The organism is Streptomyces sp. NPDC019396, from assembly GCF_040632375.1.
Lineage (GTDB): Bacteria > Actinomycetota > Actinomycetes > Streptomycetales > Streptomycetaceae > Streptomyces.
On record NZ_JBEYBS010000008.1, the window covers coordinates 264695 to 283555 of the forward strand.

The following is an 18861-nucleotide window of genomic DNA, read 5'->3' on the forward strand; positions in this document are numbered from 1 at the left end:
GATCAGGCGGTGACGGTCGCCTGGTGGACGGGGGAGCAGTGGGCCGTGTGCATCGGCATCTCCGTGAGCCCCGGGAAGTAGACGTGCAGGCTCACCGCCGGTTCCAGTGAGTCATTGACCACCTCGTGCACATATCCGGGTGCGAACACCCGCTGGGCGCCGGGCGCCAGGGTCCGGGTGGCCGTGGCCGCAGTCGTACGTTCCGTCAACTCGCCGTCCAGGACGGTCAGTACGCCGGAGGACCGGCCGTGGTCGTGCAGTCCGCTGCCCTGGCCCGGCACCCAGGACAGCAGCCAGACCTCGTATCCGGGGCCGGTGCGCAGCCGGTGGTACCAGCGGGCGGTGGCGTCGTACTGGACGAGATGGGCCCACTGGCCGCGGTCGGCGGCGATGGAGCGGGCGAGCCCGGCGAACTCGGCCACGGTCGCGGGGTGCTCCCGTGCGGGCTGGAGGAGGTGCTGGACCTCGAGGATGTCGCCGGCGATCTGTACGTCGCTGTTGCTGTTCATGGGGTGCGGTGGTTCCTCGGCAGAGAAGAAGCGAGTCAGTGCTGGGGTGTCGCGGATCCCGCGGAGCCCGGGAAGGGGCGAGCGGGGAGGGGGAGCCGGAGCGCTGGGGGCATCAACAGCTGGAACAGCAACAGCAACAGCGGATCAGGGCAGCGCGGCGGAACCCACGGAGGTGGGTCGCGTGAGGCGCTGCGGTCGCTGGCATGCCCTCCAAGGTGGCCAACAGGATTCAAGATGTCAACCCAATGACCGATTTGGGGGTAATGATTCACCTCATCCGGTTACTCCGCTCGGAGAAAGGTTTGCTCGCGTGTGAGGCCGGAGACATGGCGCAGCAGTCGCACTCTCAAACGCCGCCGGATCTTCGTGATCAGACTGTGATCCGGATCGCTTGTATGGCTGGATCGCAACAAGATCGAACGCTTCGGCGTCCTCCTTTTCGGAGGGCCGGTGCATACCGGCTCGCCCAGGGCTCGTTGAGGAGAGGGGTGTGGGCGTTGAGGAGAGGAGAACGGAGGGCGCGGGGTGCGCAGGGTGAGGCGATGGTGGCTGTCTTATTTCTTATGATTTGCACACTTTCCGCATGGCCTTGGTTCCGCAGGGTGAATACGGGGCGCAATAGCAGATCTCGGCTTGACTGGCCCGGATCCACACACTTGTAATTTCACTCGTGTCGTTCGGCCGAAATCGGTACCGGCTGCTTCACGGGGACGCAAAAACAGACGAGGGGCGCACATGACCGAGCTGTTCCAGCAACTGCTGGTCGAGGACGCGGAAGAGGAACTCGGCTGGCAGGAGCGCGCCTTGTGCGCCCAGACCGACCCCGAGTCCTTCTTTCCCGAGAAGGGCGGTTCCACTCGCGAGGCCAAGAAGGTCTGCCTGGCCTGTGAAGTCCGTTCCGAATGCCTTGAGTACGCCCTGGCCAACGACGAGCGATTCGGAATCTGGGGCGGTCTGTCCGAGCGCGAGCGGCGCCGGCTGAAGAAGGCCGCTGTCTGAATCACATGCGATCCGGCGCCATCCGGAGCACGGTCCGGTGCACTCCGGCCACACCGCAGACCTCTGCGGACCCTCCAGCTCAGCGCTCGGGGCTCCACCGCCGACTCCTACCGTTAGTGTGGGGGCCCGTCCCAGACGCTTCAGTGCCCCCTCGCGGGGTGACCCCGGCCGGAGGGCCCGTACCTCGATGTCCGCCACCCCACCCGAGCGTGTTCCCGCCACCACGCCTGAGTTCCCACGGCACGTCGTCACGGCCGTCCTCGTCTCGCACGACGGTGCCCGCTGGCTGCCGGACGCCCTCACCGGACTGCTCGGCCAGGAACGCCCCGTACAGAACGTCGTCGCGGCCGACACCGGCAGCGGCGACGACTCCGCACGGCTGCTCACCGAAGCGCTCGGCGCCGGTCGGGTGCTGAACCTCGCGCGCCGCTCGGGCTTCGGCGCGGCAGTGGAGGAGGCCGTCCGCACGGCCGGCGTGCTCACTCCGGACGATCTGCCCTACCTGAAGCGGCCCAGCGGTTGGGACCCGGTCACCAGGACCTGGCGCGACGACGCGTACGACATGCCGGAACTGCCGCACGGCGAACCGGTCCAGTGGCTCTGGCTGCTCCACGACGACTGCGCCCCCGCCCCCGACGCCCTCGCCGAACTGCTGCGCGTCGCCGACTCCGACGCCTACGCGGCGATCATCGGCCCCAAGCTGCGCGGCTGGTACGACCGCAAGCAACTGCTCGAAGCCGGAGTCTCGATCGCCAACAGCGGCCGGCGCTGGACCGGGCTCGACCGCCGCGAGCAGGACCAGGGCCAGCACGACCAGGTCCGCACCGTCCTGTCAGTGTCCTCCGCCGGCATGCTCATTCGCCGGGACGTCTGGGAGGAGCTCGGCGGCTTCGACCGCCGACTGCCCCTCATGCGCGACGACGTCGACCTGTGCTGGCGCGCCCATGCTGCGGGCCATCGGGTCCTGGTCGCCCCCGGCGCCGTCCTGCGCCATGCGGAGGCCGCCGCGCGCGAGCGCCGGACCGTCGACTGCGCCGGCCGGTCCTTCTCGAGGCAGTCGAAGGACGGCCGCTCCTCGAACTCCTCGAGCCCCTCGATCCCCTTCGCGCGCCAGGGCGCATCCCCCCACCGCGTCGACAAGGCGGGCGCCGTCTACACCCTGCTCGCCAACGCCCGGGGCCGTGCCCTCCCCTTCGTGCTGATCCGGCTCATCGTCGGCACCCTCATGCGCACCCTCGCCTATCTCGTCGGCAAGGCCCCCGGCCAGGCCGTCGACGAGGTGATGGGCCTCCTCGGCACCCTGCTCCGCCCCGGGCGGATCTTCGCCGCCCGGCGCAGGCGCCGAAAGCCCGCGGTCCACCCGGCCGACCTCAGGCCGCTGTTCCCGCCGCCCGGTGCCACCGTCCGCGCGACCGCCGAACAGATCGCGAGCAGCCTCGGCGCGGGCCGCGCCTCCGACTCATCCGCCTCTTCGGGATCACGGCACGGCGTCGTGGAGTCAGGCCCCGGCGGCGACGACGCCGACTTCCTGGAGATCGAGCAGTTCGCCCGGCTCAAGCGGATCGCGCGCAAGCCGGGACCGGTGCTCTTCGCGCTGCTGCTGCTCGTCTCGCTCGTCGCCTGCCGCGGACTCCTCACCAGCGGGGCACTCGCGGGCGGCGCGCTCCTCCCGGCCCCGGAGACGGTGCCGGAGCTCTGGGGTCGCTACGCCGACGCATGGCACCCGCTCGGCACGGGGGGCACCCAGACGGCACCCCCGTACCTGGCGATCCTTTCCATGCTGTCCGGGCTGCTGCTCGGCTCCACCGGCCTCGCACTCACCCTCCTGCTGGTCTGCTCGGTGCCGCTCGCCGGAGTGACGGCGTACTTCGCCTCCCGGCCGCTCGTCGAGTCGCGGCTGCTGCGCGCCTGGGCCGCGGTCGCCTACGCCTTCCTGCCCGCGGCGACCGGCGCACTGGCCACCGGCCGGCTCGGCACCGCCGTGCTCGTGGTGGTCCTGCCTCTGATCGCCCGTGCGGCGCTCGCGGCGTACGGATTCGGCGGCGCCGGTCACAGCGGCGGTGCGGAACGCGGCCTCGGCAGCTGGCGCGCCACCTGGGCCTACGCCCTGCTGCTGACCCTCGCGATGGCCTTCACCCCGATCGTCTGGCCGGTCGCCCTCGTGCTCGGCATCGCCGCCCTCGTGCTGCGACGGGCCAACCTCACTGCGTACGCCCTGCGCACCCTCGCCGCCATCGGCACCCCGCTGCTGGTTCTCGCCCCCTGGTCGCTGTCCCTGCTGACCGGTCCCTCCGGCTTCTTCCGCGAGGCGGGCCTGGACACCGGGTCCGGCTCGGCCGGAGCGCTCGATCTGCTCGGCATCAGCCCGGGCGGCCCGAAGACCCTCGGCGGCCTGGTGCTGATCGGCATCGTGCTCGCCGCGCTGGCCGCCCTGCTCCGTGAAGAGCGGCGGCACGCCATCCGCACCGCCTGGGCCGTCGCCCTCGTCGGCCTGGTCTTCGCCGTGTTCGCCAACAGCTCCGGCTGGGCGGGCCCGGCCACCCTCCTCTACGGCATCGCCCTGCTCGCCGCCGCCGTGATGGGGGCCGAGGGCGTACGCGAACGCGTCACCGCCCAGTCCTTCGGCTGGCGCCAGCCCACCGCCGCCCTCATCGCCCTCGCCGCGGGCGTGGCCCCGCTGCTCGCCGCCGCCAACTGGATGGTCAGCGGGGCCGCAGGGCCGCTGGAGCGGCGCGATCCGGTGCAGGTGCCCGCGTTCGTCGCCGAGGAGAGCGACACACGCGACCAGTCGCGCACCCTCGTGCTCGGCGGCAGCGCGCCCGACAAGGTGTCCTACAGCCTGGTCCGCGGCTCGGGCGCGCGGCTCGGCGACGCGGAGCTGACCGAGGCGGGCGGGAGCGACACCCGGCTCGACAAGATCGTCGCCCGGCTTGTCGCCGGCTCCGGTGCCGACCAGACGAGTCAGCTCAGCGGATTCGCGATCCGGTACGTGCTCGTACGGGACGGCGCACCGCGTCAGTTCAGCCGCGTCCTGGACTCCACCCCCGGTCTGTACCGCCTCAGCCAGCTCGACGGGAGCGCGCTGTGGCGGGTGGACCGCCAGATCGCCCGCGCCGTCATCGTGAGCGGCGCCGCGGAGCAGACAGAGCCCGTCCCCGTGGCCGCCGGGCCCGTCGAGGCCCACACCGAGATCCCCAAGGGCGCTTCGGGCCGGGTGCTGCGTATCGCGGACCGCGCCGACGAGGGCTGGCAGGCCACCCTCGACGGCCGTGCTCTGCCGAGGACGACGGTCGACGGCTGGGCCCAGGGCTTCGAACTCCCCGCCGACGGCGGCCGTCTCGACCTCGTGTACGAGGAGCCCGCCGCGCACACCGCCTGGATCTGGACCCAGGGCGCGCTCGCCCTCGTGCTGGTGGTGCTCGCCCTGCCGGGCAGGCGGCGCGAGATCGATGACGACCTGCCGGAAGAAGAGGTCGCGGTGCCCGCCCAGCCCGTCGAGGGCGAGGGACGCCGGGCACGCAGGCTGCGGGCGCAGGCAGCCGCGGAAGCCGAGGCAGGGGAGGCGACGACGGAGGCCGGGGCCGAGCCCTATGCGGCGGTGCCGCAGCAGCGGCAGGACGCCGACGGGAACGGCGGCACGGACGGCGGCTCGCCGTACCCGTACGACGAGCAGACGTACGGATACACCGACCCGCACAGCTACGCCGGCGGACAGCAGCAGCCGACCCACCCGTACGACCCGTACGCGCCCGTCCACCAGGACGCGTACCCGCACGACCCGTACGGGCAGGGGTACGCACCGGACCAGCAGTACGGGCAGCACCAGCACGACCCGTACCGGAACGCTCCGTACGACCCCTACGGCTATGAGACCGAGCAGCGTCCCGACGGGAGCAGCAACCAGTGAACCGCACGACCCTCTCCCTCTGCGCGGCCGTCACCGCTCTCGCCGCAGCCACCGGGCTGGCCGCGCTCACCGCGCCCGACAGCGGCGGTGCGGCGGCGGCCGCGGCGCAGACGTCCGCCCGGCTGCCGGTCGAGCGCTCGAGCCTGCTGTGCCCGGCGCCGAGCACCTCGGACGTCGCGGAGACGGCGTACACGTCGTTCACCCCGGCCGGCGCCGCGGGCGACACGGACGCACAGTCCACGGCAGCGCTGAAGCCCTCCGTGTCGACTCTGAAGGACGCCAAGCAGGACACCACGCAGGCGGGTGGCAAGAAGACGGACGCCAAGAAGGGCGCGAAGCAGCCCACTCCCGGCAAGGCCGAGAAGCCCGTCCTCGCTCTCAAGGACCCCGGCAAGCCGGTCGGCGCCAAGGAGTCCGGCAGCGACTCGCCGGCCCTGGTCGGCACCGCGACCGGGCGCCTCGCCCCGGGCTGGACCACCCAGCAGACCACCACGGTCCCCGCGGGCAGCGGACGCGGAGTGCTCGGCGTGAGCTGCACCGCGCCCGACACCGACTTCTGGTTCCCCGGTGCCAGCCTTGCCAAGGACCGGCAGGACTATGTGCACCTCACCAACCCCGACGACACCGCGGCCGTCGCCGACATCGAGCTCTACGGCAAGGACGGCGCCCTCAAGTCCCAGCTCACCGACGGCATTCCGGTACCGGCCGGGGCCAGTGTCCCCGTGCTGCTGCCGACCCTGACGGCCGACAAGGCGGAGGACGTGACCGTGCACGTCACCACCAGGACCGGACGCGTGGGTGCCGTGGTGCGGGGTGCGGGCGACGAGACGGGCAGCGACTGGATGCCCGCATCAGCCGACCCGTCCAGCACGCTGGTGCTCCCGGGAATTCCCAAGGACGCCACCTCCGTACGCCTCGTGGCCTTCGCGCCGGGCGACGCCGACGCCGACCTGAAACTGCGTCTCGCGACCTCGTCCGGCACGATCACCCCGGCCGGGGCCGAGGGCCTGCGGGTGAAGTCGGGCATGACCGCGTCCCTCGATCTGAAGGACGTCACCAAGGGAGAGCCCGGTTCGCTGCTGCTCAGCCCTTCGGAGAACGGCAAGGCGACCCCCGTGGTCGCCGCGCTCCAGGTCACGCGCGGCAAGGGCGCCAAGCAGGAGATCGCCTTCATCCCGGCGACGGCACCCGTGACGGGGCGCGCCACGGCGGCCGACAACCGCGCCAAGGGCTCGGTGCTGTCGCTGACGGCGCCGACCGCCACCGTCAAGGTCAAGGTCACGGCCTCGGCCGGTACCGCGGGGGGCCGGCAGGCCGTCCAGACCTACACGGTGAAGGCCGGTACGACGCTCGCGGTCACCCCACCGGTGCCGGCGGGGCTCAAGGGCGGGTACGCCCTGACCGTAGAACCCCAGTCGGGCGGCCCGGTCCACGCGGCCCGCACCCTGATGCTGCCGCAGGGCGGGATCGAGATGTTCACGATCCAGACCCTTCCCGACGACCGTGGCACCGTGCAGGTCCCGGCGGCGGAGCAGGACCTGTCCGTCCTGGACGACTGAGCACGGGCCCTTGTCCGGAACGGGGAAGACCGCCCCCGACAGGGCCCGACGACTGGGACGTCACTCCTGGCCGTAGCGGGGGTCGACGGACTCGGGCGAGAGCCCCAGCAGGTCCGCGACCTGTTCCACGACGACCTCATGGACGAGCAGCGCGCGCTCGTCGCGGTTCTTCGTACGGATCTCGACGGGCCGCCGGTAGACGATGATCCGGGCGGGCTGCCCCTTGCCGGCCGGCAGGGAGCTGCCGAGCGGCACGGTCTCGTCGGGTGACTCAGGCACCTCCAGGACCAGGAACTCCACATCGGTGAGCTGGGGCCAGCGGCGCTCCAGCCGTTCGACCGAATCCCGCACGAGATCGCGGAAGGTCTCCGACCTGCTCGCGGAGAGCGGCACCTGCGGTGGCGCGACAGGCCCGCGCATACCGCGGCCGTGGCGGTCACGGCGGCGTGGCCGCGGCTCCCTGGGCTCGGTCGGGCGGGGCGGTACGGGACTGTCCATCACTGACGCAGGGTAGCTCTCCGAGTGCCCGGGCACCGGGCCGTCGGTCCGGCGTGCGGCATGTCGCTTCCACCGGGGGACGGGTGTCTGACGGGCCGCCCGATGTGTCGGTTGAGGCGTTGATTTCGGGTGTCGCTTATTGAGCATTCCGGCCAAGCTTGGGCTCGATTCCCTACCTCCCCGCGACCGCGCATCCCGCCGTGATTGACGCGAAATGTATGGAACGGTGACCGGATCGCATAGGGCACCCGCGCGGCCGTGCTCGCTCCCCCGCAGGTCAGAATGGCCGCTCTGAAGACGTCTGTGCCGGTTGTCACAGCACGACACGGTGGAGTGACCGGGCGGAGAGTCGTCGCGGCCCGCTCAAGAGTGCGGTACCGTCCAACGTCGTGAGCCCTGTACGTCGCTGTTCGCGCACTGCGTGCGGCCGCCCTGCCGTCGCGACACTGACGTACGTCTATGCCGACTCGACCGCGGTCCTCGGCCCGCTCGCCACCTACGCCGAGCCCCACTGCTACGACCTGTGCGCCGAGCACAGCGAACGCCTCACCGCGCCCCGCGGCTGGGAGGTCGTACGGCTCTCCGACGGATCGGCCCCGGCCCGGCCCAGTGGCGACGATCTCGAAGCCCTGGCCAACGCGGTCCGTGAGGCTGCCCGCCCCCAGGAGCGGGCCGCGCAGGCGGGCGGAGGCGGTGGCGTACGCCGCGACCCCATGGAGGTCGCGCGGCGGGGCCATCTGCGGGTGCTTCGGTCACCGGACTCCTGAGCCCGATCTTCCGGGACCGGCTCCCCGGCCCGACTCCTGAGCCCGGCTCCCGGGATGAGAGCCCGTCCGACGACGGCGGGTCGTCTGTGCCCCTCCTTCGGCTTCCTTGGCACCATCTGTGTGTTCCGCTACGTACCCCTCTTCTACGGGTAGTTTGAGGTGACCGCAGAGACTTCAGGAAGGTTGGGCCGTGGCTGCTTCTGCTGCTGCTGATCTGTCGCAGATCGTGAAGGCGTACGACGTCCGCGGGGTGGTGCCCGACCAGTGGGACGAGTCGCTGGCCGAACTGTTCGGCGCCGCGTTCGTACAGGTGACAGGGGCGGACGCGATCGTCGTGGGCCATGACATGCGCCCGTCGTCGCCCGGCCTCTCCGGCGCCTTCGCGCGGGGGGCGTCGAACCGTGGCGCCGATGTGACGCTGATCGGCCTCTGCTCGACCGATCAGCTGTACTTCGCGTCCGGCCACTTCGGGCTCCCGGGCGCCATGTTCACGGCGTCGCACAACCCCGCGCAGTACAACGGCATCAAGATGTGCCGGGCCGGGGCGGCGCCGGTGGGACAGGACACGGGCCTGTCCGAGATCCGCGCCCTCGTCGAGGGCTGGATCGCCGACGGAGCCCCGGCCGCCGCCGCGACGCCCGGCACCATCAGCGAGCGCGACACGCTCGAGGACTACGCGGCGTACCTCCTCTCCCTGGTGGACCTGTCCGCCATCCGCCCGCTGAAGGTCGTGGTGGACGCGGGCAACGGCATGGGCGGCCACACGGTTCCGACCGTGTTCGCCGCGCTGCCGGTCGACCTCGTACCGATGTACTTCGAGCTCGACGGCACCTTCCCCAACCACGAGGCCAACCCGCTGGACCCGAAGAACATCGTGGACCTCCAGGACCGGGTGCGCGCCGTGGGTGCCGACATCGGCCTCGCCTTCGACGGCGACGCCGACCGCTGCTTCGTCGTCGACGAGCGGGGCGAGCCCGTGTCGCCGTCGGCGATCACCGCGTTGGTCGCCGCCCGCGAGCTCGACAAGCACCCCGGTGGCACCGTGATCCACAACCTGATCACGTCGTGGTCGGTGCCGGAGGTCGTCCGTGAGCACGGCGGCTCGCCCGTCCGCACCCGGGTCGGACACTCCTTCATCAAGGAGGAGATGGCCCGCAGCGGCGCGATCTTCGGCGGTGAGCACTCCGCGCACTACTACTTCCGCGACTTCTGGAACGCCGACACGGGCATGCTCGCCGCCCTCCACGTCCTCGCCGCGCTCGGCAGCCAGGACGGCCCCCTGTCCTCCCTGGTGGCCCGGTTCGACCGCTACCGCGGCTCCGGCGAGATCAACTCCACGGTCGCCGACCAGGCCGCCCGCACCGCCCTGGTACGCGAGGCGTTCGCCGGCCGGGAAGGCGTCACCGTCGACACGCTCGACGGCCTCACGGTCTCGACCGGCGACTGGTGGTTCAACCTCCGCCCCTCGAACACCGAGCCGCTGCTGCGGCTGAACGTCGAGGCACGCGACGAGTCGACGATGGCGGCGGTACGCGACGAGGTGCTGGGACTGGTACGCGGGTCCTGACCGGCCTACCCGGGCCCTGACGGCCTTGTGCGAGAGCCGCCGCCCGGCGGATGCGGTGATCCGCGTCCGCCGGGCGGCGGTGTTGTGACGTGTCGGGGCGGACAGACGTCCGACCACCCCCTGCCGAGCCGCGCCACCCGCCTCCCGGCGGTAGGCTGACGTGGCCTATACCGCATGTTCGAAGGGACGCCCTCATGCCGCTCGAAGCCGGTCTTCTGGAGATCCTCGCCTGCCCGGCCTGCCACGCGCCGCTCAGCGACGAATCGGCAGCCGACACGCCCGAGCTGATCTGCACCGGCAAGGACTGCGGCCTGGCGTACCCCGTACGTGACGGAATCCCCGTCCTGCTCGTCGACGAGGCCCGCCGCCCCGCGTAAACGCTGGCTCACGCAACGTAATATCATATAACGTCGCGTAACGCTGCGTCCGCCGCGCAGAGCCCGCCCCCGCACCCGTACGGCGAATCGGAGGCCCACCACCATGCTCGACGAGTCACTCCTCGACGCCCCGGAAGCCCTCGCCCGCGCCGATCGCCGCGAACTGCTCCGCGGCGCCGCGGAGGCAGGCGCGCGGGTACGCACCGCCGCCCGGCACGCCGCCGAGGCCGGGATCGCCGAGCTGACCCCCGAGGGCCGCCCGAGGGCCGTCCTCATCGCGGGCCCCGGCACCGCAGCCACCGGCGTGGCCGACCTCGTCGCCGCGCTCGCCGGGGCATCGGCCCCGGTCGCCCGGCTGCATCCCACCGGCGTCGCCCCCGCGGCCGGGGCGCTGCGCTGGGCGCTGCCCGGCTGGGCGGGCTCCGTCGATCTGCTGCTCATCGCCACCACGGACGGCGCCGAGCCCGGTCTCGCCCTGCTCGCCGAGCAGGCCTACCGCCGCGGCTGCACCGTCGTCGCCGTCGCCCCGCAGCGCTCCCCGCTCTCCGAGGCGGTCAACGGTGTGCACGGTCTGGTGGTGCCGATGGCGAACGCGCCGTACGAGCTGTACGACGAGACCCAGGCGGCGGCGAGCCCCGGCGCGTTCTGGGCGCTGTTCACACCGCTGCTCGCGCTGCTCGACCGGGTGGGCCTGATCGCGGCGCCACCCGACACGCTCGAGAGCGTCGCGGACCGGCTCGACCGCATGGCCGAGCGCTGCGGGCCCGCCATCGCCACGTACAGCAATCCCGCCAAGACGCTCGCGGCCGAGCTCGCCGACACCCTTCCGCTGATCTGGACGGAGGGCACCGCCGGGCCGGTCGGCCGCCGCTTCGCCGCCGTTATCGCCGAGCTCGCCGGGCTGCCCGCGCTCGCCGCCGAACTCCCCGAGGCCCTTCCGGCACACGGCATCCTCCTCGCCGGAGGCCTCGCGGCCGGGGCGGATCCCGACGACTTCTTCCGTGACCGGGTCGAGGAACCCCAGGCCCTGCGCGCCCGTGTCCTGCTGCTGCGCGACCGGGTCGACGGGGCGCTCACCGCCGCACCCGCCGCCCGCGAGCTGGCGCTCAGTCATGACACGGCGATCAGCGAGCTGGAGCCCGAGGAGGGCAGCGAGCTGGAGACCCTCGCGGAGCTGCTCGCCGTCACGGACTTCGCCGCCGGTTATCTGGCGCTCACGACGAGCGCGGGGGCCGGCGGCTGAGCCGACGCGCAGCCCCGGCCGCCACGCTTGGCGCCCGTACCCGCACCGGTATCCCACGGGCACCGTGCCGGTACGCGGACGCATCCGCTGACCCCACGCGGCACGCGGACCGGTACACGTGGTCTGGCCTCATCCACCACGGAGCTGCCACCCTCCAGCCATATTCCAGCCACTTATCAAGCCGAGGATCCCCGTTCATGGACCGTCTCACCAACACCGTGCGCCCCCATGCCTGGGGGTCGGCGACGCTCATCCCCGGGCTCCTCGGCCTCGCACCCACCGGCGAGCCCCAGGCCGAGCTGTGGATGGGCGCGCACCCCGGAGCCCCCTCCGGCACCGACCGCGGGCCCCTCAACGAGGTCATCGCCGCCGATCCCGTACGGGAACTCGGCGCAGCCACCACCGCCAGGTTCGGCCCCCGCCTCCCGTTCCTGTTCAAGCTGCTCGCGGCCGGCAGCCCGCTCTCTCTCCAGGTGCACCCGGATCCGGCCCAGGCCCAGGAAGGCTTCGCCGCCGAGGAGCGCGCCGGCGTGCCCATGGACGCCCCGCACCGCAACTACAAGGACGACAACCACAAGCCCGAGCTGATCTGCGCCCTCACCCCCTTCGACGGTTTCTGCGGATTCCGCTCGCCGGACGAGGCCGCCGACCTCATGGCGGGCCTCGAGGTCGACACACTCAAGCCGTACGTCGACCTCCTGCACGCCCATCCCGAAGACGCCGCACTCCGCGAGGTCCTCACCGCCGTGCTCAGCGCCGAGCGCGAGGAGATCGCCCGCACCGTCCATGACGCCGCAGCCGCGGGGGCGCGCATCGGCGGGCCGTACGCCCCGTTCGTCACGCTCGCCCACCACTTCCCCGGGGACCCGGGCGTCATCGCAGCCATGCTCCTCAACCACGTCGTGCTCCAGCCGGGCGAGGCCATGTATCTCGGCGCCGGCGTACCGCACGCGTACCTCTCCGGACTCGGCGTCGAGATCATGGCCAACTCCGACAACGTGCTGCGCTGCGGACTGACCCCCAAGCACGTGGATGTGCCCGAACTGCTGCGTGTCGTCCGCTTCGAGCCGCGCGACGTCGCCGTACTGCGCCCGGAGGCCTCCCCCTCGGGCGAGGAGGTCTACGACATCCCGACCGACGAGTTCCGGCTGTCCCGCTTCGTACGCGCGCAGGGGGCGGCGCCCACCGACATCACCACCCACACCCCGCAGATCCTCCTGGCGACGGCCGGGCGGCCCAAGGCCGGCGAGCTCAGCCTCGCCCCCGGCGAGTCGGTCTTCGTACCGGCCGGCGAAAAGGTCGAACTGTCCGATACCGGCACCGTCTTCCGTGCCACGGTGGCGGCCTGAGATCACACCCGCCCCGGCGGCTGCAACAATGGCCCGCCGTGCCGTGGTCCCGCTTCGAGGGGCGTGTCCGTCACACAGGGACACAGAGGCAGGCGGCACAGGGACATCACGGGCTTCGGCTTCGAGGAAGGACACCCCGCACTCATGAGCGCGTCAGGCGGAACAAGGGCGATCGTCGCGGCACTCGCCGCGAACCTCGCCATCGCGGTAGCCAAGTTCGTGGCGTTCCTCTTCAGCGGCTCCTCGTCGATGCTGGCCGAGAGCGTCCACTCGGTGGCCGACTCGGGCAACCAGGGCCTGCTGCTCCTCGGCGGCAGGAAGGCCCGCCGCGAGGCCACCCCCCAGCACCCCTTCGGCTACGGCCGCGAGCGGTACGTCTACGCCTTCCTGGTCTCGATCGTGCTCTTCTCGGTCGGCGGCATGTTCGCCATCTACGAGGGCTACGAGAAGATCATGCACCCGCACGCGGTCAAGGACTGGTACTGGCCGATCGGCGTGCTCGTCTTCGCGATCATCGCCGAGAGCTTCTCCTTCCGCACCGCCATCAAGGAGTCCAACGGCCCTCGCGGCAACCGCTCCTGGAAGGAGTTCATCCGCCACGCCAAGGCGCCCGAGCTGCCCGTCGTCCTCCTCGAGGACCTGGGCGCGCTGGTCGGTCTGATCCTCGCACTCGGCGGTGTCGGCCTGGCGATCCTCACGGGCAACGGCGTCTGGGACGGCATCGGCACCGTCTGCATCGGCGTCCTGCTGATCGTGATCGCCCTGGTGCTGGCCGCCGAGACCAAGTCGCTGCTCCTCGGCGAGGCGGCCGGCGCCGAGGACGTCGAGAAGATCAAGGCCGCGCTCGTCGACGGCAGGACGGTCACCCGCATCATCCATATGCGCACCCTCCACCTCGGACCTGAGGAACTGCTGGTGGCGACCAAGGTCGCCGTCCGGCACGACGACACGGCAGCCCAGATCGCGGAGGCGATCAACGCCGCCGAGGACCGCATCCGCACCGCCGTGCCGATCGCCCGGGTCATCTATGTGGAGCCCGACATCTACAGCGAGACCGCCGCGGCGGCGGGGCCCGATCCGGCCAAATCCCCAGGCGGCCCGGGCCCCGAGCTCGACCACTGACACCCGCCGACACGCCCCTGACATCGGCCGGACCCCGCCCGAACACCGCCCGGCAGCGGCCTGAACCACCGGTGACGCCCGGGACAGGCCCACGGACGGGCTGTGGCGCGCCGAGTCGAGCGGTGTAGATTCGTGACCAGAGCCAGACGTCGCTGCTGATGGCGGTCGGTCGGTCCATATTGCGAACCGGCCGAGGGAGAGAGGGCCTCCGACGGACTGCGCTGCGGGCGTCTGCGCGCGTCCGGGCACGCGTGTGTTCGTGTACACGTACGCCCGGTCCGCCGCCGACCCCGCAGCCGTCAGCCAGCCCTGAACGAGCCCAACCATCCCTCGACCACTCTGAGGAGCAGCTCGCAATGACGACCCTCGCCGCAGGCCAGGACTTCAAGGTCGCCGACCTCTCCCTCGCCGTCTTCGGCCGCAAGGAGATCACCCTGGCCGAGCACGAGATGCCCGGCCTGATGTCCATCCGCAAGGAGTACGCCGCTTCGCAGCCGCTGGCCGGAGCCCGTATCACCGGTTCGCTGCACATGACCGTGCAGACCGCCGTGCTCATCGAGACCCTCGTCGCCCTCGGTGCTGAGGTGCGCTGGGCGTCCTGCAACATCTTCTCCACCCAGGACCACGCCGCCGCGGCCATCGCCGTCGGCCCCGACGGCACGGTCGACAACCCCCGGGGCGTCCCGGTCTTCGCCTGGAAGGGCGAGACGCTCGAGGAGTACTGGTGGTGCACGGAGCAGGCCCTGACCTGGCCGAACACTCCCACCGGTGGCCCGAACATGATCCTGGACGACGGCGGTGACGCCACGCTCCTGGTGCACAAGGGCGTCGAGTTCGAGAAGGCCGGCGAGGCCCCGGACCCGTCCACCGCGGACAGCGAGGAGTACGGCCACATCCTGCGGCTGCTGAACCGCACCCTCGCCGAGTCCCCGCAGAAGTGGACGCAGCTCGCGTCCGAGATCCGCGGTGTCACCGAGGAGACCACGACCGGCGTCCACCGCCTCTACGAGATGATGGCCGCGGGCACCCTGCTCTTCCCGGCGATCAACGTGAACGACGCCGTCACCAAGTCGAAGTTCGACAACAAGTACGGCTGCCGCCACTCCCTCATCGACGGCATCAACCGCGCCACCGACGTCCTCATCGGCGGCAAGACCGCCGTCGTCTGCGGCTACGGCGACGTCGGCAAGGGCTGTGCCGAGTCCCTGCGCGGCCAGGGCGCCCGGGTCATCATCACCGAGATCGACCCGATCTGCGCCCTCCAGGCAGCCATGGACGGCTACCAGGTCGCCACCCTCGACGACGTCGTCGAGACCGCCGACATCTTCATCACCACGACCGGCAACAAGGACATCATCATGGCCACGGACATGGCCAAGATGAAGCACCAGGCGATCGTGGGCAACATCGGCCACTTCGACAACGAGATCGACATGGCCGGCCTCGCCAAGATCCCCGGTGTCGTCAAGGACGAGGTCAAGCCCCAGGTGCACACCTGGACCTTCTCCGACGGCAAGGTCCTGATCGTCCTCTCCGAGGGCCGTCTGCTGAACCTCGGCAACGCGACAGGCCACCCGTCCTTCGTCATGTCGAACTCGTTCGCCGACCAGACCCTGGCCCAGATCGAGCTCTTCACCAAGCCCGAGGCGTACCCGACCGACGTCTACGTGCTGCCCAAGCACCTCGACGAGAAGGTCGCCCGCCTCCACCTCGACTCCCTCGGCGTCAGGCTGACGACGCTGCGCCCGGAGCAGGCCGAGTACATCGGCGTCAAGGTCGAGGGTCCGTACAAGCCCGACCACTACCGCTACTGATCCGTCCGCGGCCCGGTCTCCGACCAGCCGCTGACCACCATCCGGTAGCAAGGCACCAGGCAGGCCCCCGCACCCCCGTGCCGGGGGCCTGCCCTGCACCCGGAGGACTCACGCACCCCCATGCCCCGCGGCCGCTATTCGCTCCACGATCCGCACGATCACACCCCTCTCGGTGATGAGCACTTCCACTGCGCCCCCGGCCCCTCCGGCTGGCGCTATGTCTCCCAGCTGACCTCCCCTTCCGGAGAGCACGCGGGCTCCGTCGACCTCACCCTCGACGAACTCGGGCGCCCTATTCGCCTCGAACTCAACGCCGCCAGCTGGCAGGTCCGAGGCGCCGCCCTCGACGGAGTGACCTGGGTCCGCACCGACCCCACCGGCACCCACGCCACCGAGGGCAATGTCCGCGCCCACGCCTTCACCGGCATGTCGCCCGCCTTTCTGGTCGCGACCTCCCGGCTGCTCCGCCTCACGCCCGGTGCCCCCACGACCCGTGTCCGTCTCGTCGCCTTCACGGACCCGGTGCTCGCCCCCCGCACGGTCGACCAGTCCTGGGCCCTGGTGAAGAGTGAAGCGCACGCCACTGACAGCGGCCTCCTGACAGTGGACGAGTACCAGGTCAGCGCCCTGGACACGGGCGAGCAGCACACCGTCCATATCGCCGGCGACGTCGTTCTGGCAGCCCCCGGCATCGAGCTCGAGGACCTCGAGACCCCGCCCTCCTCTTTCCCTGAGCTCTCCTGACCCGGGTGCCTCAGGCGGGTGGCGCGAATCCAGTCGCGGGAGGCGGCGCCGCGGACGTCTCAGCCGAATCGGCCGAAGGCGCAGGAGGAGCAGGCCGGGCGGAAGAGGCCGAGCCCGCGGACCGGGCCGGAACACCAGGCAGCGCAGGACCAGGCAGCGCAGGACCAGTGCCACCGGTAAACGCCGAAGCCCCCACCGCCGAGGCCTGAGCCCTCCGCGCATCCCGGGACTGGCGTTCACCCACCACCGCCGCCAGATACTGCGGAGCGGGCACCCCCACCGGAGCCGGCGTCCCGGTCCTGGCAGCCAGATCAGCGGCCAGCCGCTCCGCCAGGGAACGGCTCACCTCGGCATCGAGCTGACGCATCCGGGTCAGATACTGACGCACGGCCAGCCAGAGATCGTCCGGCACTCCGGAGAGATCCAGCTCGGCGAACCGCCCCGCCAGCCACGGCGGTGCGACCGGCACGGCGACGGCATGCGCCGTGGGCACCCGCTCCCGGACGACCAGCGTCCCCGCGAACACATCCCCGATCCGCCGCCCACGAGCCGATACCAGGGACGCGATACAGGCGACGACCCCGAAGGTCATCAGAATCTCCACCACGCCCATCGCACCCCGGACCAGAGCGTGGCGGAACCGGATGGGCCCGCCGTCGTCCCGCACAACCCTCAGTCCGCAGGCCAGCTTGCCCAGCGAACGCCCATGGCTCAGCGTCTCCACCGCGATCGGCGCCCCCACCAGCACCAGTAGGAAGGCCGCGATCGACACGGCCATGACCGCGGCCTCGTCGAGCGAGGCCGTCGCGATCGCCAGGGCTATGGATATGAACAGATAGGCCGCCCACACGACGACGAGATCGATCGCGAGCGCCAGCGCCCGGCTGGGCAGCTTCGCCGGCCGAAGCCCCAGTACGACCGCGTCCCCCGTCACTACCCCGCTCACAGGCCCACCCTCTTCTCTGCCCTGGCCCTTCGGCACGCCTAGTACGCCAGTCTGCCAAGCTGACCGGAAGAGCGCCGCAGGAGTTGATACCGCAACGGGAGCAGCAGCCGATCATGGATCTCGACGTCTTCGTGATGACCCACCGGGCGGAGTGGGACCGACTGGACCAGCTGCTCCGGAAGGGACGTGGGCTCACCGGAGCCGAGGCCGATGAACTGGTGGCTCTCTACCAGCGCACCGCCACCCATCTCTCGCTCATCCAGTCCACCGCCCCCGACCCGACGGTCACGGGACGCCTCACCCAGCTCGTCGCCCGGGCGCGAGCCACCGTCACCGGTACCCGACGCGCGTCCTGGCGCGACGCGGCCCGCTTCCTGACGGCGGGCTTCCCTGCTGCGATGTACCGCTCTCGCCACTGGTGGATCCCCACCGCCGTGCTCTCCACCCTCCTCGCGGCGATCATCGGCTGGTGGATCGGGACCCACCCCGAGGTCCAGTCGGCCATCGCCGCTCCCGAGGAACTGCGACAGCTCACCCGACCCGGTGGCGAGTACGAGACGTACTACTCAAGCCACCCCGCGGCGTCCTTCGCCGCCCAGGTCTGGACGAACAACGCACAGGCCGCCGCCATGTGCCTGGTGCTCGGAGCCTTCCTGTGCCTGCCGGTCGTCTGGATCCTCTTCCTCAACATGGCCAACCTCGGTGTCGGGATCGGCCTGATGTCCTCCGCAGGCCGCCTCGACACATTCCTCGGTCTGGTCCTGCCACACGGCCTGCTCGAACTCACGGCGGTGTTCGTCGCCGCCGGCACCGGACTCCAACTCGGCTGGACCCTCATCGACCCGGGCCCCCGCCCCCGCCGGGAAGCCCTCGCCCAGCAGGGCCGCGCCGCACTCGGCATGGCCATGGGTCTCGCCCTCGTGCTCTTCGTGTCCGGTCTGATCGAAGGCTTCGTCACCCCCTCCGGCCTGCCCACCTGGGCCCGCATCGCCATCGGCGTCCTCGCCGAGCTGGCCTTCCTCGCGTACGTCTACGTCCTGGGCGGCCGCGCCGCCCGCGCGGGTCAGGCCGGCGACATCGACGACTGGGAGCGGAGCGCCGAGCTCCCCACCGCCGCCTGATGTGCGCTCCGGTCCCCTGAGCTGCTAATCTCCTCTTCGCCCAAGAAAGTCGTTGACACGGCTCGACTGGGGAGGTAGATTTTAACGGTTGCCTCGGAGAGGACACGTCCCTCCGGGTGTCACCAGTAACATCTCTCTCGCTCTTGATGGGGACGTGATTCCCGTCGGAGCCATTCGATTCTTTATGCGGATCGCAACGTTCGGCCGATTAGGTCGGCCGAAAAGACTCTGATAAAGTCGAAACCGCCGAAAGGCAAAGGCCCTCCAACGGCCACTGGAAACAGAATCCGAACCGGGAACGGAACGGAAAATGAATCTGGTAGGGTTGGAAACACGAAG

The 18861-nt window shown here is 71.2% G+C and carries 15 protein-coding genes; 12 read left to right on the forward strand and 3 right to left on the reverse strand.

The annotated features are described in order from the left end of the window. Window positions 1-2: 2 nt before the first annotated feature. A complete protein-coding gene (locus ABZ532_RS12495) occupies window positions 3-509 on the reverse strand; it encodes a cysteine dioxygenase family protein (RefSeq protein ID WP_361281637.1) in 507 nt (168 codons plus the stop codon). A gap of 735 nt (window positions 510-1244) precedes the next feature. Here ABZ532_RS12495 and ABZ532_RS12500 point away from each other — a divergent pair. The 3 genes from ABZ532_RS12500 to ABZ532_RS12510 all read left to right on the forward strand — a co-directional run bounded on the left by ABZ532_RS12500 (window position 1245) and on the right by ABZ532_RS12510 (window position 6974). Beyond that, window positions 1245-1508: a WhiB family transcriptional regulator gene (locus ABZ532_RS12500; RefSeq protein ID WP_077974550.1), complete on the forward strand. Its 264-nt coding sequence runs from the start codon at window positions 1245-1247 to the stop codon at window positions 1506-1508. Window positions 1509-1695: 187 nt separating this feature from the next. Continuing rightward, window positions 1696-5415 carry a glycosyltransferase gene (locus ABZ532_RS12505; RefSeq protein WP_361281640.1) on the forward strand — a complete coding sequence of 1240 codons (3720 nt, stop codon included), beginning with the start codon at window positions 1696-1698 and terminating at the stop codon, window positions 5413-5415. Continuing rightward, window positions 5412-6974 (forward strand): DUF5719 family protein, encoded by a 1563-nt coding sequence (locus ABZ532_RS12510; RefSeq protein WP_361281643.1) that lies wholly within the window; start codon window positions 5412-5414, stop codon window positions 6972-6974. Before ABZ532_RS12505 ends, ABZ532_RS12510 begins: the two co-directional genes overlap by 4 nt. A gap of 60 nt (window positions 6975-7034) precedes the next feature. Here the strand turns inward: ABZ532_RS12510 and ABZ532_RS12515 are convergent, their stop codons facing one another. Then, window positions 7035-7472: a metallopeptidase family protein gene (locus tag ABZ532_RS12515; protein WP_361281719.1), complete on the reverse strand. Its 438-nt coding sequence runs from the start codon at window positions 7470-7472 to the stop codon at window positions 7035-7037. A 389-nt stretch (window positions 7473-7861) separates the two neighbouring features. Here ABZ532_RS12515 and ABZ532_RS12520 point away from each other — a divergent pair, with 389 nt between their 5' ends. From ABZ532_RS12520 to ABZ532_RS12555, 8 genes are all read left to right on the forward strand, one after another. Then, window positions 7862-8239, forward strand: a complete 378-nt coding sequence (locus tag ABZ532_RS12520) for a DUF3499 domain-containing protein (protein ID WP_361281645.1) — start codon at window positions 7862-7864, stop codon at window positions 8237-8239. Window positions 8240-8429: 190 nt separating this feature from the next. Then, window positions 8430-9806 (forward strand): phosphomannomutase/phosphoglucomutase, encoded by a 1377-nt coding sequence (locus ABZ532_RS12525; protein ID WP_361281647.1) that lies wholly within the window; start codon window positions 8430-8432, stop codon window positions 9804-9806. 194 nt (window positions 9807-10000) lie between these two features. Continuing rightward, window positions 10001-10183 (forward strand): Trm112 family protein, encoded by a 183-nt coding sequence (locus tag ABZ532_RS12530; protein ID WP_361281650.1) that lies wholly within the window; start codon window positions 10001-10003, stop codon window positions 10181-10183. 103 nt (window positions 10184-10286) lie between these two features. Next, the gene (locus ABZ532_RS12535) at window positions 10287-11426 is read left to right on the forward strand and encodes an SIS domain-containing protein (protein ID WP_361281653.1); all 1140 of its coding nucleotides are present in this window, start codon (window positions 10287-10289) and stop codon (window positions 11424-11426) included. A 197-nt stretch (window positions 11427-11623) separates the two neighbouring features. Then, complete coding sequence (gene manA, locus ABZ532_RS12540) at window positions 11624-12775, forward strand: mannose-6-phosphate isomerase, class I (protein WP_361281655.1); 1152 nt, start codon at window positions 11624-11626, stop codon at window positions 12773-12775. Window positions 12776-12919: 144 nt separating this feature from the next. Then, entirely contained in the window at window positions 12920-13897 is a 978-nt protein-coding gene (locus ABZ532_RS12545) for a cation diffusion facilitator family transporter (protein WP_361281657.1), read from the forward strand. Window positions 13898-14253: 356 nt separating this feature from the next. Then, window positions 14254-15711: an adenosylhomocysteinase gene (gene ahcY / locus ABZ532_RS12550; RefSeq protein WP_361281659.1), complete on the forward strand. Its 1458-nt coding sequence runs from the start codon at window positions 14254-14256 to the stop codon at window positions 15709-15711. Window positions 15712-15831: 120 nt separating this feature from the next. After that, window positions 15832-16455 carry a hypothetical protein gene (locus tag ABZ532_RS12555; RefSeq protein WP_361281661.1) on the forward strand — a complete coding sequence of 208 codons (624 nt, stop codon included), beginning with the start codon at window positions 15832-15834 and terminating at the stop codon, window positions 16453-16455. Window positions 16456-16465: 10 nt separating this feature from the next. On the opposite strand, the gene ABZ532_RS12560 is transcribed toward ABZ532_RS12555, so the two are convergent. Next, the gene (locus tag ABZ532_RS12560; RefSeq protein ID WP_361281663.1) at window positions 16466-17401 is read right to left on the reverse strand and encodes an RDD family protein; all 936 of its coding nucleotides are present in this window, start codon (window positions 17399-17401) and stop codon (window positions 16466-16468) included. Window positions 17402-17514: 113 nt separating this feature from the next. On the opposite strand from ABZ532_RS12560, the gene ABZ532_RS12565 reads away from it, so the two are divergent. Then, window positions 17515-18522: a stage II sporulation protein M gene (locus ABZ532_RS12565; RefSeq protein WP_361281666.1), complete on the forward strand. Its 1008-nt coding sequence runs from the start codon at window positions 17515-17517 to the stop codon at window positions 18520-18522. The last annotated feature ends 339 nt before the right edge of the window (window positions 18523-18861 follow it).

Excerpts from the sequence above, each read along its gene's own strand:
- ABZ532_RS12495 (WP_361281637.1), bottom strand. The coding sequence starts at position 509 with ATGAACAGCAACAGCGACGTACAGATCGCCGGCGACATCCTCGAGGTC.
- ABZ532_RS12500 (WP_077974550.1), top strand. The coding sequence starts at position 1,245 with ATGACCGAGCTGTTCCAGCAACTGCTGGTCGAGGACGCGGAAGAGGAA.
- ABZ532_RS12505 (WP_361281640.1), top strand. The coding sequence starts at position 1,696 with ATGTCCGCCACCCCACCCGAGCGTGTTCCCGCCACCACGCCTGAGTTC.
- ABZ532_RS12515 (WP_361281719.1), bottom strand. The coding sequence starts at position 7,472 with ATGGACAGTCCCGTACCGCCCCGCCCGACCGAGCCCAGGGAGCCGCGG.
- ABZ532_RS12530 (WP_361281650.1), top strand. The coding sequence starts at position 10,001 with ATGCCGCTCGAAGCCGGTCTTCTGGAGATCCTCGCCTGCCCGGCCTGC.
- ABZ532_RS12535 (WP_361281653.1), top strand. The coding sequence starts at position 10,287 with ATGCTCGACGAGTCACTCCTCGACGCCCCGGAAGCCCTCGCCCGCGCC.
- manA (WP_361281655.1), top strand. The coding sequence starts at position 11,624 with ATGGACCGTCTCACCAACACCGTGCGCCCCCATGCCTGGGGGTCGGCG.
- ABZ532_RS12545 (WP_361281657.1), top strand. The coding sequence starts at position 12,920 with ATGAGCGCGTCAGGCGGAACAAGGGCGATCGTCGCGGCACTCGCCGCG.
- ahcY (WP_361281659.1), top strand. The coding sequence starts at position 14,254 with ATGACGACCCTCGCCGCAGGCCAGGACTTCAAGGTCGCCGACCTCTCC.
- ABZ532_RS12555 (WP_361281661.1), top strand. The coding sequence starts at position 15,832 with ATGCCCCGCGGCCGCTATTCGCTCCACGATCCGCACGATCACACCCCT.
- ABZ532_RS12565 (WP_361281666.1), top strand. The coding sequence starts at position 17,515 with ATGGATCTCGACGTCTTCGTGATGACCCACCGGGCGGAGTGGGACCGA.